The organism is Pseudotabrizicola alkalilacus (assembly GCF_003443995.1).
Taxonomy (GTDB): domain Bacteria; phylum Pseudomonadota; class Alphaproteobacteria; order Rhodobacterales; family Rhodobacteraceae; genus Pseudotabrizicola; species Pseudotabrizicola alkalilacus.
This window is the reverse complement of the sequence record NZ_QWEY01000010.1, coordinates 129,581-145,954: the sequence shown is the minus strand read 5'-3', so window position 1 is coordinate 145,954 and position 16,374 is coordinate 129,581. Positions and strand designations below refer to the sequence as shown.

The window sequence follows — 16,374 nt, the reverse complement described above, 5'->3', positions numbered from 1 at the left end:
GGCCCGATGGGCATCGTGATGTTCTACCATCTGACCCGGTCCACGGCGGAACAGACCGCGCGAGTGCTGATCACTCGCGCGCGCGGTCAGGGCTGGCGGCTGATGATCCGGGGGACAGAAACGGCTGAACTCAACCGTCTGGATGCCCGGCTCTGGACCACGCCGGAGGACAGCTTTGTGCCGCATGGCCTTGCCGGCGGCCCGCATGATGCGCGCCAGCCGGTGCTGCTCGGGACCGGGCCGGTGACCAATGGCGCCAAGGGCCTGCTGCTGATCGACGGGGCCGAAGTGGAGCCAGAAGAGGCGGCAGCGCTGGAACGGGTCTGGATCCTGTTCGACGCCGACAACCCCGACCGGCTGTCACAGGCCCGCAGCCAGTGGAAACAACTGACCAGCGCAGGCCTGCCCGCGCAATACTGGTCGGAAGAGTCGGGCAAATGGGAGAAAAAGGCCGAAAAGGCCTGACCTGCCGCTGCTGCGCTTCGGGCCGGTGTTGGACGCCTCCGGCGGGAGTATTTCAAAAGCAGCAAATGCAGGTGCGGTTCTGTGTATTGCTGCTTGCCAAATACTCCCGCCGGAGGCGTCCTTGCGGCTCCGTTGCGCGCCACCCGGCAGTCAGCGCCGCAGGATCATCTCGCCGCCAGTGATCTCGATGCTGTAGCGGCCCAGATAGGACATGCCGAGCAGCGAGGTGTCCAGATCGCCCTCATTGACCACGGCGGTCACGCTGGCATCGCGGTACGGGCCAAGCTCTACATCCGTCAGGGACACGCGGGCGGTGCGCACGATGCCATTGGCGGTGCGCGCCTCGCCGATGAAGGCAAGTGCTGCCGGGTCAATGCCCAGTCGCCGCGCGTCGGGCAGGCTCAGCACCATCTGGGTCGCGCCGGTGTCGACCAGGAACGGGATGGGTGTGCCGTTGATGGTGAGGGTCAGGTGGTAATGGCCGTCGGGCGCGCGGGGCAGGCGGATCTCGCCGCCCTCGACCACCGTTTGCCGGGGCAGCATGCCGGGGCGCAGGTCGTGCCAGAGGCCATAGCCCGCCATCAGCCCGATCACGATCAGCCCCCAGGCGGCGGCGGTGCGCAGGGCCTGACCCATGCGGCCGCGGAATTCCACGATGATATAGCCACCGACCGCCGCCAGCAGCAGGCCCAGATAGGCCAGTCGTGCGATCATGTCGCCGTCCATGCGCGCTTCCTTTTTGCTCAGGCAAAGGTAGGGGGCCGGGCGCGGATCTGCAATCGGCGTGCGGTCAGATCAGCCCGGTCTGGCGGATGCCGTCGATCACGAATTGCACTGACAGGGCCGCCAGCAGCATCCCCAACAGGCGGGTGATGACAATGGTGCCGGTGCGGCCCAGCATCCGCTCCAGCGGCGGCGAGGCGAGCAGGAACAGGAACGTTACAAGGATCATCCCCCAGGTCAGCCCCAGAACAGCAAAGGTGGCAGGCCAGTCGCCGCCGCCCTGACCGATCAGCAGGATGATCGAGGCAATCGCGCCGGGCCCCGCGATCAGCGGCGTGGCGAGGGGAAACACCGACGGGTCATGATCGGCGTCCGGAGTCTGGCCCTCGCGCCGGGTGGTGCGGCGTTCAAACAGCATGTCGAGCGCGGTGAGAAACAACAGGATGCCGCCCGCGATGCGAAAGGCCGACATCGAGATGCCGATGAAGCCAAGGATCGCCTCCCCCGCCAGCCCGAACATCGTCAGGAGCGCGGTGGCGATCAGGCAGGCGCGCTGCGCCATCGCGCGGCGTTGCTCGGCGCTCATCCCACGGGTCAGCGCGATGAACAGCGGCACCAGCCCCGGTCGGTCGATCACCACGAACAGAGTGGCAAAGGCGGTGATGAGAAAGGCGGTTTCCATCGGCAAAGTCTAGACCGGCGCGCCCGGCTTTGGAACGGGGCACGTGATTTTTCGCAGAAAAATCGTTGGGGTCACAGAATGCGCGGGCCGAGCGTGGCGGGGTCGATGCCGGGGGGGGACCAGAACTCGGCGGCAAAGGCGGGCAGGGTGGCCAGCACCCGGTCAAGATCGGCGCGCGGCACGCATTTGCGCAGGGCAATGGCGGTGGCGGCCACGCAGTTTTCGGGCGTCAGGTTGTGGTGCGGGCGCAGCGTCTTTGCCTGCGCCGTCCAGTCGGCCCGGCTGCCGGGCGGCAGCGGCGGGGCGATGTGCCACTGCGCCACAAAGATCGCCCGCAGAACCGACGGCAGGATCTGCGCGAAATCCAGCGCCTGTTGCACGGTCAGCCGGGCGCGGAAGGCGCGCAACACGCCCTCCACGGCCGTATAGGCCATGTTGTCGCTGATCAGCCCCATTTCTTCGCGCGCATCCGCCAGAAACCCCTGCCATTCCCGGCTTGCGTGGCGATAGGTCCAGGGCATCGGCATGGACTAGGCTGCCGTTTCCAGCTTTTCCTGCGCCGCCAGCCACATCGCTTCGGCCCGGTCCAGCGCGCCCATCACCTCGGCGTATTTCTTGTTCCAGGTTTCCAGCTCGCCGATGCGGGCGGCCTCGTACAGCTCGGGGTCGGCCAGCTTTTTCGCCAGCTTGTCGCGCATCTCGTTAAGCTTGGACAGCCGTTCCTCGCATTTGCGGACCTCGGCCTTGAGCGCCAGAACCTCATCGCGGCTGGCCTTCTTGACTTTTTCCACCGCTTTGGGGGTTGGCTTTTCAACCTCGTCTCCGGCCAGAAGCATCTTGCGATAGGCTTCCAGATCTTCGGTATAAGGTGTCACAGCACCGCCCTTGACCAGCCAGAGCCGGTCGGCCACGAGGCTCAGGAGGTGCATGTCGTGGCTGACAAGGATCACCGCGCCGGAGTATTCGGTCAGCGCCTCGACCAGCGCTTCGCGGGATTCGATATCCAGGTGGTTGGTCGGTTCGTCAAGGATCAGAAGGTGCGGCGCGTCGAGCGTGGCCAAAAGCAGCGACAGCCGCGCCTTTTGCCCGCCCGACAGGCGGCCGACCACGGTTTCGGCCTGATCGGCCATCAGGCCAAAGCCTGCCAGACGCGCGCGCAGTCGCGGTTGCCCCTCGGCCGGGCGCTGGCGTTGCAGGTGTTGCAGCGGGGTCTCGTCGATATACAGCTCGTCGACCTGATGCTGGGCGAAATAGCCGATGCGCAGTTTTGACGAGCGGGTGATCTTGCCTGCCATCGCCTCGAGCTTGCCCGCGAGGAGTTTTGACAGCGTGGATTTGCCTTCGCCGTTGCGGCCCAGAAGCGCGATGCGGTCGTCCTGATCAATGCGCAAAGACAGGTTTTTCAGGATCGCCGGGCCGCCATAGCCGACGGCCGCGCTTTCCATATTGATGATGGGGGGCGACAGCTCCTCTGGCGCGGGGAAGGTGAAGACCACCTTTTTCGCATCCTCGGGGGCGGTGATCGTCTCCATCTTTTCCAGCATTTTCACGCGGGACTGGGCCTGCACCGCCTTGGAGGCCTTGGCCTTGAAGCGGTCCACGAAAGATTGCAGATGGGCGCGGCGGGCCTCTTGCTTCTTCGCCTCGGCCTGCAGCACGGCGCGGCGTTCGGCCACTTGCCGGGCGAACTGGTCATAGGGGCCGGACCAGTAGGTGAGTTTTTTCTGGTCCAGATGCAGGATGCCAGTGACGGCGCGGTTCAGAAGGCCCCGGTCGTGGCTGATGATCAGAACAGTATGCGGGTATTTCTGCAGGTAGCTTTCCAGCCACAAGGCACCTTCGAGATCGAGGTAGTTGGTCGGTTCATCCAGCAGCAGGTAATCGGGCTGGGCGAACAGAACGCCTGCAAGCGCCACGCGCATCCGCCAGCCGCCGGAGAAATCCGAACAGGGGCGCTTTTGCGCCTCGGCGTCAAAGCCAAGGCCCTTGAGGATGCTGGCAGCGCGGCCCTCGGCCGACCACGCGTCGATGTCGGCCAGACGGGCCTGAATTTCAGCGATGCGGTGCGGGTCATGCGCGGTATCGGCCTCGGCCAGAAGCGCGGTGCGTTCCTCATCGGCCTGCAACACGGTGTCGATCAGCGAGGTCGAAGACGACGGCACCTCTTGCGCGACGCCGCCGATGCGGGCGCGGTTCGGCAGGGTGATCGTGCCGCCCTCCAGCGCCAGCTCGCCCCGGATCAGCCGGAACAGCGTGGTCTTGCCCGCGCCGTTGCGCCCGACAAGGCCGACCTTGTGGCCGGTGGGAATGGTGGCCGAGGCCCCCTCAAACAGGGGGCGGCCTTCGACATTATAGGTGATATCTTCGATGCGTAACATGCGGCGTGGCTTGCCCTAGCGCCATCGGAAGGTCAAGCGCTGGTGAGGGCGGCGGCGAGGGATTGCGCGGCATGGGTGCGCATTTTGCGGCTGGCGGTGCGCCCCCCACCCCCAGCCCCTCCCCACGAGGGGGAGGGGAGGCGCTTTTTCTGGCAGCTGTCAGCCTTGGTGCCAATGCAAGGCTATCGCTTCCCTCCCCCCTTTGTGGGGGAGGGAGAGGGAGGGGGGGCTTGGACCGGGCGTCAGACGGTGACGCGCCGTTTGTGCCAGGTGTAGAAGGTCAGGGCGGCCATCGCGGCGGCGGCGGCGGCGGCGATCAGGGCAACGAAGAGGTTGCTGTCGGCATTGGCGGCCATGATGCCGATCAGCGCCCAGACCACGGTTGCACCATAGATCGGCATATAGGGGCGCAGCCATTGCACCATGCCAGCGACACCCAACACGATGGCCATCATCACGATCGCGCTTTCGCTGTCGCTCAGCACACCATAGCCTGCCAGCATCACCCCTATGGAGACGGCAGAGGCGGCGGAGAGCCAGCCTGCGTACATCGCCAGCGGAGCCGAGAGCATCCAGCGGTCATAAAACTCATCAGCCTGAAAGAACGCGACCATGGCGGTGGCCAGCATGAACAGGATGGCGAGGGTGGCCAGCAGCGGGAAGCTGCCCGCGATGGCCAGCCAGACCGTGCCGATCAGCAGCGAGACCATCAGCGGCACCCGCACCTCATCCCAATCCATGCTGTGGGCGCGCTTCCAGTAGCCGTATGCGGCGTGGAGGATCAGCCAGACATAGATCACCGACCAGATCGAGAACGCATAGCCCGCCGGTTGCACGGCGGGCTCCGGGATCTGCACCGGAAAGCGGCCCGGATCATAGCCGGTGAAGGGCGGCGTGACAAAGGGCGCTACCGCAAAGGTGAGCGTGACGAGGATCAGGAAAATCGCGCGGAGGGTCATGGTTCACCTTGCAGACAAGTTATGGGGCAAACGCGCCCGCCGCGCTTTGGTTTCACTCCAGCGCGCCCGTGGCAGAAATCCGGGTTTTGCCGCCCAGATAGGGGTGCAGCACCGCTGGCAGATCGACCGAGCCATCGGCCTGTTGCCCGTTTTCCAGCACCGCGATCAGGCAGCGGCCGACGGCAAGGCCGGAGCCGTTGAGGGTGGCGACGAAATCGGGCTTGACCCCCCCATTTTCAGTTTTGGCAGGACGATAGCGCGCGTTCATCCGGCGGGCCTGAAACTGGCCGCAGGTCGAGACCGAGGAAATCTCGCGGAACTGGTTCTGGCCGGGCAACCACGCCTCCAGATCAAAGGTGCGCTGCGCGCCAAAGCCCATGTCGCCGGTACACAGGATGATGGTGCGGTAGGGGATTTCCAGCTTTTCAAGAATGGCTTCGGCGCAACGGCGCATGCGCTCCTGTTCCTCCAGATGCGACTCCGGGGTGCAGATCGTCACCATCTCGACCTTTTCAAACTGGTGCTGGCGCAACATGCCGGAGGTGTCTTTGCCCGCGCTGCCCGCTTCGGAGCGGAAGCACTGGGTGTGGGCGGTCATGCGGATCGGAAGCTGCGCCTCGTCCAGAATGTCGCCGGCGACGGTGTTGGTCAGCGTCACCTCGGACGTCGGGATCAGCCACCAGCCGTTGGTGGTCTGGTAGCTGTCTTCGGCGAATTTCGGCAGCTGGTTGGTGCCATACATCGCCTCGTCCTTGACCAGCACCGGGGTCCAGGTTTCCTGCAGCCCGTGTTCGTCGATATGGGTGTCGAGCATGAACTGCGCCAGCGCGCGGTGAACGCGGATCACCGCGCCCTTGAGCACCACAAAACGGCTGCCGGAGAGTTTGGCGGCGGTCTCGAAATCCATGCCGGGTTTGACGCCTGCGATGTCGAAATGCTCAACGGGCGTGAAGTCGAACGTGCGGGGCGTCCCCCAGCGGTGGATCTCGACGTTATCCGCCTCGTCCTTGCCATCGGGCACTTCAGGCAAGGGCAGGTTGTCGATGCCCATCAGCAGGTCGCGCAGGGCGGTGTCTTGCTCTCCGGCTTCGGCGGTCAGGCGGGCGATGTCGGCTTTGGTTTGCGCCACCAGCGCGCGGAGGCGCTCAAATTCCGCATCATCGCCGCGTGCCTTGGCGGCACCCACCTCTTTGGAGGCGCGGTTCTGTTCGGCCTGTGCGGTTTCGGCGGCCACGATCCTGGCCCGGCGGTCGCTGTCGAGCGCCAGAATTTGCGACGACATCGCGGACAATCCCCGGCGTGCCAGTGCGGCGTCGAAGGCTGCGGGGTTTTCGCGGATGGCTTTGATGTCGTGCATGATGGCCTCTTGGTGTTGTCGTCCCGGCTTATGCAACAAATGCGGGCGCGGGAAAAGGTGGCGCGAAAAGCTGGGCAAAAGCCCTACCATTCCGGGCACACCCCGCATATATGGCAGGCCAAGGGCCGCAAACGGGCCCGTCTTGCAGCCGCAATCCCCCGCAGATAGGGTGCGCGGCAATGAAATCCGGGGGTTTGCCCCGCCCGACAGTGATGAGGATGCCGATGTTCGCAACCCCCGCCTTTGCTCAAGCCGCCGGTGGCGGTGCTGCCGCTTTCACCAGCTTTGTGCCGCTGATCCTGATTTTCGGGATCATGTATTTCCTGCTGATCCGTCCGCAGCAGAAGAAACTGAAAGAGCACAAGGCGTTGGTCGAGGCGCTGCGTCGCGGCGATCAGGTGCTGACCCAAGGCGGGATCGTGGGCAAGGTGACCCATGTGAACGAAGACGGCACCATCGTTGTCGAAATCGCGGATAACGTGAAGGTCAAGATCGTCAAGGCGACGATCGTTTCGGTCATGAACAAGACCGAACCAGCCGCCGCCTGAAGGGGAAGCCTGCGATGAACGCCATGCCGCTGTGGAAGCGTGTGATGATCCTTGTCATTTGTGCATGGGGTATTGTCGCGGCTGCGCCCAACCTGAACTACACCAATATCGAGCGTCATAATGACGCGCTTGCCGCTGTTGAAGCGGCAGGCGGCACCGCCACGGCGGACCAGCAGGCCGATCTGGACCTGTGGCCGAATTTCCTGCCGTCGTCGCTGGTGAACCTCGGCCTTGACCTGCGCGGTGGCGCGCATCTGCTGGCCGAGGTCAAGGTCGAAGATGTGTACAAGGCGCGGATGGATGCCCTGTGGCCCGAGGTGCGTGACGCCTTGCGCAACCAGCGCAATGCGGTCGGCAATGTGCGCCGTATGCCTAGCCCGGATGGCACCCTGCGGGTGGCGATTTCGGAACCCGCTGGCATGGCTGCCGCGCTGGAGGCGGTGCGGGCTCTGGCGACCCCGGTGGTCAGCCTGACCGGCGTCGGGCAGAATGATATCGACGTCAGCGCCGAAGGGCTGGAGATTGTGATCCAGCTGTCACAGGCCGAACGGGCGGCGACCGATGACCGCACCATCCAGCAAAGCCTTGAAATCGTACGCCGTCGGGTGGACGAGGTCGGCACGCGCGAGCCGACGATCCAGCGGCAGGGGTCTGACCGCATTCTGATTCAGGTGCCGGGCATCGGGTCGGCGGCGGAACTCAAGGCGCTGATCGGCACCACGGCCAAGCTGACCTTCAACCCGGTGATCGGGCGCACCACCGATGCGGGGGCCAGCCCCGGCCCGCGCAATCTGTTGCTGCCGTCGATGGACGAATCCGGCACCTATTACATTGTCGAGGAAAGCCCGGTCGTGACCGGCGAAGAGCTGGTCGATGCCCAGCCCGCCTTTGACCAGAACAACCGCCCCGCCGTCAATTTTCGTTTCAACCCGCAAGGCGCGCGCAAGTTCGGCGATTACACCGCCGCCAATATCGGCGCGCCCTTTGCCATCGTGCTCGATTCCGAGGTGATTTCCGCCCCGGTGATCCAGAGCCATATTCCCGGCGGATCGGGCATCATCACCGGGTCGTTCTCGGTCGAGGAAAGCACCGAGCTGGCGGTTCTGTTGCGGGCAGGGGCCTTGCCGGCCGAGCTGACATTCCTTGAAGAACGCACCGTCGGCCCGGAACTGGGGCAGGACAGCATTGATGCAGGCCAGACTGCGGCGCTGATCGCCATGGCGGCGGTCGTGTTCTTCATGATCGCCTGCTACGGCCTGTTCGGTGTTTTTGCCACGGTCGCGCTTGGCATCAACGTGGCTCTGCTGTTCGGCGCGCTGTCGACCATCGGCGGCACCCTGACCCTGCCGGGCATTGCCGGGATTGTGCTGACCATCGGCATGGCGGTGGATGCCAACGTGCTGGTGTTCGAACGGATCCGCGAGGAATTGCGCAACGCCAGAACCCCGGGCCGCGCGATCCAGCTTGGCTATGAAAAGGCGATGTCGGCGATCATCGACGCCAACATCACCACCTTTATCACCGCCACCGTGCTGTTTGCGGTCGGCTCCGGTCCGGTGCGCGGCTTTGCGATCACGCTGGGCATCGGGATCATCACTTCGGTCTTTACCGCGCTGTTCGTGACGCGGGTTCTGGTCGAGATCTGGGTCGGCTGGCGCCGCCCCAAGACCATTATCGTGTAAGGGAAAAGATCATGGCTTTTCGTCTGCGGCTTGCGCCCGAACACACCAATATCAACTTCTTTGCCTATCAATGGGCAATGCTCGTTACCTCCTGCGTGATGATCCTGGCCTCGATTGCGCTTTGGGCCGTGATGGGCCTGAACTTCGGCATCGACTTTCAGGGCGGCACCACGATCCGGACCGAAAGCAACCAGCCGGTGGATGTCGCGGCCTACCGGCAGGCGATGACCGGGCTGGAGCTGGGCGATGTGGCCATCACCGAGGTGTTTGACCCCACCTTTGATGCCGATCAGTTCGTGGCCCAGGTCCGTATCGCGGCGCAGGACGGGTCCGAGGCGGTGACACCCGAGACGATCCAGCTGGTCGAGGATGCGCTGAAAACCGTCGACCCGTCGATCACCTTTCCTTCGGTGGAATCGGTCGGACCCAAGGTCTCGGGCGAGCTGATCTGGAGCGCCATTCTGGCGGTTGTGGGCGCATCGGGGGCGATCCTGATCTACATCTGGCTGCGGTTCGAATGGCAGTATGCGGTCGGCGCGGTAGCGGCACTGGTGCATGACATCATCATCACCATCGGGGTGTTTGCGCTGTTCCAGATCAAGTTCGATCTGGCCATCGTGGCGGCACTCCTGACAATCCTGGGCTATTCGATCAACGACACCGTGGTGATCTTTGACCGGCTGCGCGAAAATCTGGTCAAGTACAAGACCATGCCGCTGCGCGATGTGATGAACCTGTCGGCGAACGAAACCCTGTCGCGCACCTTGATGACCACCGGCACCACGCTGATCGCGCTGATCGCGATGCTGATCTTTGGCGGCGACGTGATCCGGGGCTTTGTGTTTGCCATCACCTTCGGCATCGTGATCGGCACCTATTCCTCGGTCTATATCGCCAAGAATCTGGTGCTGATGATCGGGCTGGACCGGACCGACAAGCCGAAAAAGGGTGCGCCCGATGAATACGCCGACATTGACGCCTGAGCCATGCGTCTGACCGAGATCAGCTATGGCACCGCAAAAGCCATTGACGGTTATGGCCCCGGCTTTTTCCGGGTCGGCGGCCATGTTCTGCGCGGGGCCTGCCTGATCACGCCTTGGGATGCCGGGCTCTGGGGCGGGTTTGACGATACCGAAACCCCGCTGTCGCTGGCCGGGCGCATTGACGTGCTGTTCGTTGGCACCGGGGCGGAAATCGCGCACCCGCCCGCCGGTTTTCGCACCTTGCTGGAGGCGTCGGGCATCGGGGTTGAAGTCATGAACTCCCCCGCCGCCTGCCGCACCTATAACGTCCTGTTGTCCGAGGGCCGCCGCATCGCCGCCGCCCTGTTGCCGGTGCTGAGCATCAAGGGCTGACCCCCTGCCGGATTGCTGCTTTCAAAATACTCCCGCCGGAGGCTCCTGTCCTTGCCACCCGCCTATTCGGCGGCAATGGTGATCACCGGTTCCATCGCCGCCAATTGCTCTTCCGACAGGTGGCACTTGATCTGATGCCCGCCCGCCAGCACCTGCACCGGGGGCAGCACGGTGTCGCACAGGTTGCCCGGCACCTGGGATTTCCAGCGGCAGCGGGTCTGGAACGGGCAGCCGGGGGGCGGGTTCATGGCGGACGGGATGTCGCCCTCCAGTACGATGCGGCGCTTTTTCACGCGGGTGTCGGCAATCGGCACGGCCGAGAGCAGCGCCTCGGTATAGGGATGATAGGGTGGGGCAAAGACCTGATCGGTGGTGCCGAGTTCGACCACATGGCCCAGATACATCACCATCACCCGGTCGCTGAGGTAGCGCACAATGCTCAGGTCATGGCTGATGAACAACAGCGTCGTGTGGTTCTCGCGCTGGATATCCATCAACAGATCGGTCACGGCGGCCTGCACCGAAACGTCGAGGGCAGAGACGGGTTCATCTGCCACCACCACCTTGGCGCCTCCGGCAAAGGCGCGGGCGATGCCGACGCGCTGTTTCTGCCCGCCCGACAGCTGGCGTGGCATGCGCTCGGCAAAGGCGCGCGGCAGTTTGACCATGTCGAGCAGGGTCAGCATCCGCTCCACCCGGTCGGCATCATCCTTGCCCTTCTGGAAGATTTCCAGCGCGCGGATGATCTGGCGGCCGACGGTCATGCTGGGGTTCAGCGTGTCAAACGGGTTCTGGAACACCATCTGCAGTTTTGACACGGTGTCGGTGTGGCGGGCCTCGATCGGCGTGTCCTGCACGTTTTCGTCAAACAGCATGATCTGGCCAGAGGTCGCGGTTTCCAGCCCCATCAGCACCTTGGCAAAGGTGGATTTGCCGCAGCCCGATTCGCCGACGATGGCGAGGGTCTCATTCTCATGCGCCTCGAAGCTGAGCGATTCATTGGCCTTCACCACCTTTTCCGCGCCGCCGCCAAAGGCTCCGGCAGAGACGGAATAGTATTTCTTCAGATCCTCCATCTTCAGCACCAAACGGCCGGGGGGCAGCTTTTCGGTAACCTTGCCGATCTTGGCGGGCGCGTCCCAGTCGATTTCGGACCAGCGCAGGCAGCGGGTGGCGTGACGGTCGTGGCCGGGCACCGCGAGCATCGGCACCTCTTGCGCATTGCACAACCCGTCGCGGAAATAGTCGCAGCGCGGGCCGAAGTTGCAGCCCGGGGGGCGCTCATGTGGCAGGGGGAAATTGCCGGGAATGGCGATCAGCGGGTGCGTGTTCTTGTCCGCGCCGGGGAGCGGGATGGAGCGGAACAACGCCTGCGTATAGGGGTGGCGCATCTTGTCAAAGACTTCGATGACATTGCCGGTCTCGACCGCCTCGCCGGAGTACATCACGCACAGACGGTCGCAGACATCGAGGATCAGGCCGAGGTTGTGGCTGATGAACAGCATCGAGGTGCCGTATTTGGTGCCCAGATCCTTGACCAGATCAACGATTCCCGCCTCCACCGTCACATCGAGCGCGGTGGTCGGCTCATCGAGGATCAACAGCGCCGGTTTTGCCATCAGCGCCATCGCGATCACGATGCGCTGCTGCTGGCCGCCCGACAACTGGTGCGGATAGGCGCGCAGGATGCGGTCGGGGTCGGGCAGGCGGACATCGGCGATGATCTGGCGCGCGAGTTTGAGCGCGTCCGCGCGGGTCATGCCCTGATGGATCATCGGCACCTCGGCCAGCTGATCGCCGACGCGCATGGCGGGGTTCAAGCTGGCCATCGGCTCCTGATAGATCATCGCGATTTCCGAGCCGCGGATCTGGCGCAGATCTTCATCATTCATATGGGTCAGATCGCGACCCTTGAATTTGATCGAGCCCGAGACGATGCGACCGTTCTTGCCAAGATCGCGCATTACCGCAAGGGCAACAGTGGATTTGCCACAGCCGGATTCGCCGACCAGCCCCATCGCCTCGCCCGCCATCACGGTGCAGGAAAAGTCCATCACCGCCGGAATCTCGCGCAGCCGGGTGAAGAACGAGATCGAGAGGTTCTCGATTTCAAGGATGGGTTTGGACGGGTCCCAGTCGGTCATATGGCGGTTCCTTCGTCGGAGTGCAGGACCGGGGGCCAGCCCCCGGACCCCCGGGATATTTGAGGACAGAAAATGGGTCAGTCGCGCATCGATTCTTCACGCAGACCGTCGGCGAGCAGGTTGAGACCCAGCACGAGGCTCATCAGGGCGAGGGCAGGGACCACGGCGGGGTGGGGGTAGATCGACAACAGGCGGCGGCCGTCGTCGATGGTGCTGCCCCAGTCGGGGGATTCAGGGCTGACGCCGAGGCCGAAGAAGCCCAGCGTGCCCAAGAGGATGGTGGTATAGCCGATGCGCAGGCAGAAATCGACGATCAGCGGCCCCCGCGCATTGGGCAGGATTTCCCACAGCATGATGTACCATGGGCCTTCGCCCCGGGTTTGCCCGGCGGCAACGTAATCGCGGGATTTGAGGTCCATCACGATGCCGCGCACGATGCGGAACACGGTGGGCGCGTTGACGAAGACCACCGAGACAAAGACATTGAGCAGGTTCGGGTCCATCGACCAGATGCCGGTGGGGTCCATGTTGAAGGCCAGCCCGGAATAGGCCCAGAGGCCAATCACCAGCGCCACCCCGACATAGAGGTTGCGGCGCGCGGGGGTGGTAAAGTAGCGGCTGTTCAGCAGAACCGAGACAAAGATCACCGGGAACAGGAACAGCACGGCCGCCAGCACGATGGGCACGCCGGTGGAGCGGATTTCAGGCGTGACCAGCAGGTAGAACAGCAGGATGACCGGAAACGCGAGGACCAGATTGGCGATGAAGCTGAGGCCGGTATCGAGCTTGCCGCCAAAATATCCGGCGGGCAGGCCAAGGGTGATGCCGACCATGAAGGCGATGACGGTGGCGGCGGGGGCGATGGTCAGCACCCGGCGCGCGCCCATCACCACGCGGCTGAAGACATCGCGGGCCAGATGATCGCCGCCCAGCAGATACCATTGATCGGTATCGGGCAGCGGCGTGCCGGGCAGGGCGTTCTTCAGCCCCGACAGCTGTGCAATCGGGTTAAAGGTGATGATCATGTCGGCGAAAATCGCCGTGAACACCCAGAACATCACGATCACAAAGCCGGTGATGCCGACATTGGAGTCAAACAGCTTGCCATAGAGGCCAAGGCGGCGGCGGAACTGCAGCGACAGCACGATCGTCACGATCAGCGCCGCCCAGACCGGCCAGAACTGCACGGCCATCTTGGCAAAGATCATCGGCCAGGAGAGGGGTTCCATATCTGTCATTCCTCAGCTGAGCCGGATGCGGGGGTTCAGGAACACATAGCCGACATCGGAAATCAGCTGCGTGACCAGCACGACAAAGACCGCGACGACGGAACAGGCGAGCAGAAGCTGGATGTCATTGTTGCCGGCGGCCTGGACCAGCGTCCAGCCGAAGCCTTTGTAATTGAACAGGGTTTCCACGATCACCACGCCGTTCAAGAGCCAGGGAAACTGCAACATGATGACGGTGAAGGGCGCAATCAGGGCGTTGCGCAGGGCGTGTTTCAGGATCACCTGATGAAAGGCCACACCTTTGAGCCGCGCGGTGCGGATGTATTGCTGGGTCATCACCTCGGTCATGCTCGCCCGTGTCATCCGGGCGATATAGCCGATGCCATAAAGCGCGATGGTCATGACCGGCAGGGCGAAGTTCCAGAAGGTGATCTTGTCGATTGCGCTGGTGGCGGTGCCAAGGAACAAGGTGCGCCCGCTGATCCAGCCCCATTCGGCAAGGATGGGCGAGATGCCAGTGGTGGCCGAGGCAAAGATCACCACGAGGATCACGCCCGAGACATATTCCGGCGTGGCGGTCGTGGCGATGGCAAAGGTTGAGAGCACCCGGTCGGTGCGGCTGCCTTCGCGCATGCCAGACAAGACACCGATGATCAGTGAGACCGGCACCATCACCAGCATCACCCAAAGCATCAGCCAGGCGGTGGAGGACAGCTTTTCCGAGACCGTTTTGATCACCGGCTCGCGGAACACGGTGGAGGTGCCCCAGTCGCCTTGCAGGATGCCGCAGAACCGGGGCGCGGATTCTGCCGTTACCGCGCCCTGAATGCAGCGGCCGCGCGTGACACCCTTGTCATCGGTGCGCACCCAGCCGGGGGCGACGCCAAGCCATTGGCCATAGCGCATCACCATCGACCCGCCGTGGCCGTTGTTTTCGATCCAGGACAGCACCGCATCATCACTCATGCGGACCGACCCTTCGGTCCGGGCGAGCTTTTCGAGATTTGGGGCAAGATTGGTCAGGCAAAACACGACGAAACTGAGTGTCAGAGCAGTCAGTATCATCACGCCGACCCGGCGCAGCAGAAACGGCAGCATGGCTTTATCCTTCCCTTGCAGGGGACAGCAAAGGGTGGCGGCGGGAGCAGCAGCTCGGAAAGGCGGACTGCGGCACGAATGCCGCAGTCCTTAGGGGCGGGATCAGGCCAGCGACCACTTGTAATGGTGGTGTTCGAACGACGGGTGCATGTCGATGTTCACCCCGTCGCGCGCGTGGCGGTAGAGCGAGCGCCAGAACGGCTGGATGATGTAGCCTTCGTCCTGCAGGATGGTTTGCAGCGTCACCATCACTTCGCGCCGGGCATCGGCATCGGCCAGCGACAGAGCCTGCGTCATTGCCGCGTCAAACTCGGCATTGGCCATCCCGGTTTCGTTCCACGAGCCGGTGGAGGTATAGGCAAGGCTCATGTTCTGCACCGCCAGCGGGCGGTGGTTCCAGGTGGTGGAGGAGAACGGGTATTTCTGCCAGTCGTTCCAGAAGGTTGACCCCGGCATCACCGTGCGCTTGATATTGGCGCCCGCGTCGCGCAGCTGGGCGGCCACGGCATCGGTGGAGGCGGCTTCCCAGCCGTCATCGAGCGAGATCAGCTCGAATTCGGTGTCAAGCATGCCGGCCGCTTCCAGCGCAGGTTTCAGACCGGCCGGGTCGATGGTTTGTTTCGGGATTTCGGCATATTCCGGGTGAACCGGGCAGGCATGGTGGTTTTCGGCGGTGGTGCCCAGACCGTTGTAGCCAAGTTCCAGCACGACCGCCGGATCGACGGCTTTCTGGATCGCCTGACGGATGGCTTTGTCCTTGTAGAGATCGCCATTGGCCGAGTTCATCCGCATCACGATGGTCGAGGCCGTTACCGCCTCCAGCTTGTTCCAGCCAAGGCCATCCAGCACGTCGATGAATTCGCCATTGGTTTCGTAGTTGCAGTCGATCTCGTCGGAACCGGCAAGCGCCACCATGGCGGCGGGATCGGTGCCAAAGTCGATGTAGTGGATTTCATCCAGCGGCACGGTGCCACCCCACCAGGTGTGGTCTGCGTTGCGGGCCAGAATGGCGCGCTGGCCGACCGCCACTTCGCGCGGCAGATAAGGGCCGGTGCCGATCGGGTTGGCCGAAGGGTCGGAGCCATCGACATAAGACGAATGCAGCACCGCAGCCGGGTAGTCGGCGAGGTTGGCGATAACGGCCACGTCGGAAACCGACATCACCAGTTGCACGGTCATGTCATCAACCTTGACCACAGCACCATCGCGCAGTGATTTGGTGCCCTCATCGACCAGACCCATGAAGCGCGAGGCCATGGCATTGCCATCGACCGAGCCATCGGTCCAGCGGGTGAACATGCGCACCACGTCATCGGCGGTAAAGGCCTCGCCGTTGTTCCAGGTCACGCCGGGGCGAACCTTGAGCGTGTATTGCGTTGCGTCCTCATTGGCCTCCCAGCTTTCCAGCAGGCGGCCTTCAAAGCTGCCATCGGGGTTGTATTGCACCAGATATTCCAGCCAGCCGCGATAGACGTTGGCAATATGCGGCCAGTCGGCGGTGCGCGGGTCTTTCTGCGCCTTCACCTCCATGCCGACACGCAGGATGCCGCCGGTCTTGGCCTCTTGTGCCTGTGCAGGGGCCTCAAGGCCCAGCAGGGCATAAGCGGCGGGCGCAGTGAGGCCCAAAGCGGTGGCACGGCTGAGGAATTCGCGGCGGCTGAGTTTGCCGGCGCGCACTTCGCTGGCAAGCGTCGTTGCAGCCGGATGAAGCATCTCGGTCTTGTCGGTCATCTTGTGTCTCCCTGATGGCGATG

Annotated in this window: 15 protein-coding genes; 5 read left to right on the top strand and 10 right to left on the bottom strand. The window is 63.7% G+C overall.

Going from position 1 to position 16,374, the window contains the following annotated elements; all coding sequences use genetic code 11:
- The first annotated feature begins 6 nt into the window (after positions 1 to 6).
- Complete coding sequence (locus D1012_RS16865) at positions 7 to 465, top strand: DNA polymerase III subunit chi (protein ID WP_118155011.1); 459 nt, start codon at positions 7 to 9, stop codon at positions 463 to 465.
- A gap of 150 nt (positions 466 to 615) precedes the next feature.
- On the opposite strand, the gene D1012_RS16860 is transcribed toward D1012_RS16865, so the two are convergent.
- The 6 genes from D1012_RS16860 to serS all read right to left on the bottom strand — a co-directional run bounded on the left by D1012_RS16860 (position 616) and on the right by serS (position 6,564).
- Positions 616 to 1,191, bottom strand: coding sequence for a retropepsin-like aspartic protease family protein (locus D1012_RS16860; protein WP_118155008.1), 576 nt, complete (start codon positions 1,189 to 1,191; stop codon positions 616 to 618).
- A 64-nt stretch (positions 1,192 to 1,255) separates the two neighbouring features.
- Positions 1,256 to 1,870: a MarC family protein gene (locus D1012_RS16855; RefSeq protein ID WP_118155005.1), complete on the bottom strand. Its 615-nt coding sequence runs from the start codon at positions 1,868 to 1,870 to the stop codon at positions 1,256 to 1,258.
- Positions 1,871 to 1,941: 71 nt separating this feature from the next.
- The gene (locus tag D1012_RS16850) at positions 1,942 to 2,397 is read right to left on the bottom strand and encodes a DUF2267 domain-containing protein (protein ID WP_118155003.1); all 456 of its coding nucleotides are present in this window, start codon (positions 2,395 to 2,397) and stop codon (positions 1,942 to 1,944) included.
- 3 nt (positions 2,398 to 2,400) lie between these two features.
- Positions 2,401 to 4,248, bottom strand: a complete 1,848-nt coding sequence (locus D1012_RS16845) for an ABC-F family ATP-binding cassette domain-containing protein (RefSeq protein WP_118155000.1) — start codon at positions 4,246 to 4,248, stop codon at positions 2,401 to 2,403.
- Positions 4,249 to 4,490: 242 nt separating this feature from the next.
- Positions 4,491 to 5,207 carry a TspO-related membrane protein gene (locus tag D1012_RS16840; RefSeq protein WP_199489543.1) on the bottom strand — a complete coding sequence of 239 codons (717 nt, stop codon included), beginning with the start codon at positions 5,205 to 5,207 and terminating at the stop codon, positions 4,491 to 4,493.
- Positions 5,208 to 5,259: 52 nt separating this feature from the next.
- On the bottom strand, positions 5,260 to 6,564 hold the full coding sequence (serS, locus tag D1012_RS16835; protein ID WP_118154997.1) for a serine--tRNA ligase: 1,305 nt from the start codon (positions 6,562 to 6,564) through the stop codon (positions 5,260 to 5,262).
- A gap of 224 nt (positions 6,565 to 6,788) precedes the next feature.
- Here serS and yajC point away from each other — a divergent pair, with 224 nt between their 5' ends.
- The 4 genes from yajC to D1012_RS16815 are packed head-to-tail and all read left to right on the top strand — an operon-like array spanning position 6,789 to position 10,149.
- The gene (gene yajC / locus D1012_RS16830; RefSeq protein WP_118155198.1) at positions 6,789 to 7,112 is read left to right on the top strand and encodes a preprotein translocase subunit YajC; all 324 of its coding nucleotides are present in this window, start codon (positions 6,789 to 6,791) and stop codon (positions 7,110 to 7,112) included.
- A gap of 14 nt (positions 7,113 to 7,126) precedes the next feature.
- Positions 7,127 to 8,794 carry a protein translocase subunit SecD gene (secD, locus tag D1012_RS16825; protein WP_118154994.1) on the top strand — a complete coding sequence of 556 codons (1,668 nt, stop codon included), beginning with the start codon at positions 7,127 to 7,129 and terminating at the stop codon, positions 8,792 to 8,794.
- Between the two features lie 11 nt (positions 8,795 to 8,805).
- Positions 8,806 to 9,777, top strand: coding sequence for a protein translocase subunit SecF (secF, locus tag D1012_RS16820; protein WP_118154991.1), 972 nt, complete (start codon positions 8,806 to 8,808; stop codon positions 9,775 to 9,777).
- A 3-nt stretch (positions 9,778 to 9,780) separates the two neighbouring features.
- Positions 9,781 to 10,149, top strand: coding sequence for an Mth938-like domain-containing protein (locus tag D1012_RS16815; RefSeq protein WP_118154988.1), 369 nt, complete (start codon positions 9,781 to 9,783; stop codon positions 10,147 to 10,149).
- Positions 10,150 to 10,211: 62 nt separating this feature from the next.
- Here D1012_RS16815 and D1012_RS16810 read toward each other — a convergent pair whose 3' ends face one another.
- From D1012_RS16810 to D1012_RS16795, 4 genes are all read right to left on the bottom strand, one after another.
- A complete protein-coding gene (locus D1012_RS16810) occupies positions 10,212 to 12,293 on the bottom strand; it encodes a dipeptide ABC transporter ATP-binding protein (RefSeq protein ID WP_118154985.1) in 2,082 nt (693 codons plus the stop codon).
- A gap of 77 nt (positions 12,294 to 12,370) precedes the next feature.
- Complete coding sequence (locus tag D1012_RS16805) at positions 12,371 to 13,522, bottom strand: ABC transporter permease (protein WP_118155195.1); 1,152 nt, start codon at positions 13,520 to 13,522, stop codon at positions 12,371 to 12,373.
- A gap of 12 nt (positions 13,523 to 13,534) precedes the next feature.
- On the bottom strand, positions 13,535 to 14,620 hold the full coding sequence (locus tag D1012_RS16800) for an ABC transporter permease (RefSeq protein ID WP_118154982.1): 1,086 nt from the start codon (positions 14,618 to 14,620) through the stop codon (positions 13,535 to 13,537).
- A gap of 102 nt (positions 14,621 to 14,722) precedes the next feature.
- Positions 14,723 to 16,351: an ABC transporter substrate-binding protein gene (locus D1012_RS16795; protein WP_118154979.1), complete on the bottom strand. Its 1,629-nt coding sequence runs from the start codon at positions 16,349 to 16,351 to the stop codon at positions 14,723 to 14,725.
- Positions 16,352 to 16,374 lie beyond the last annotated feature (23 nt).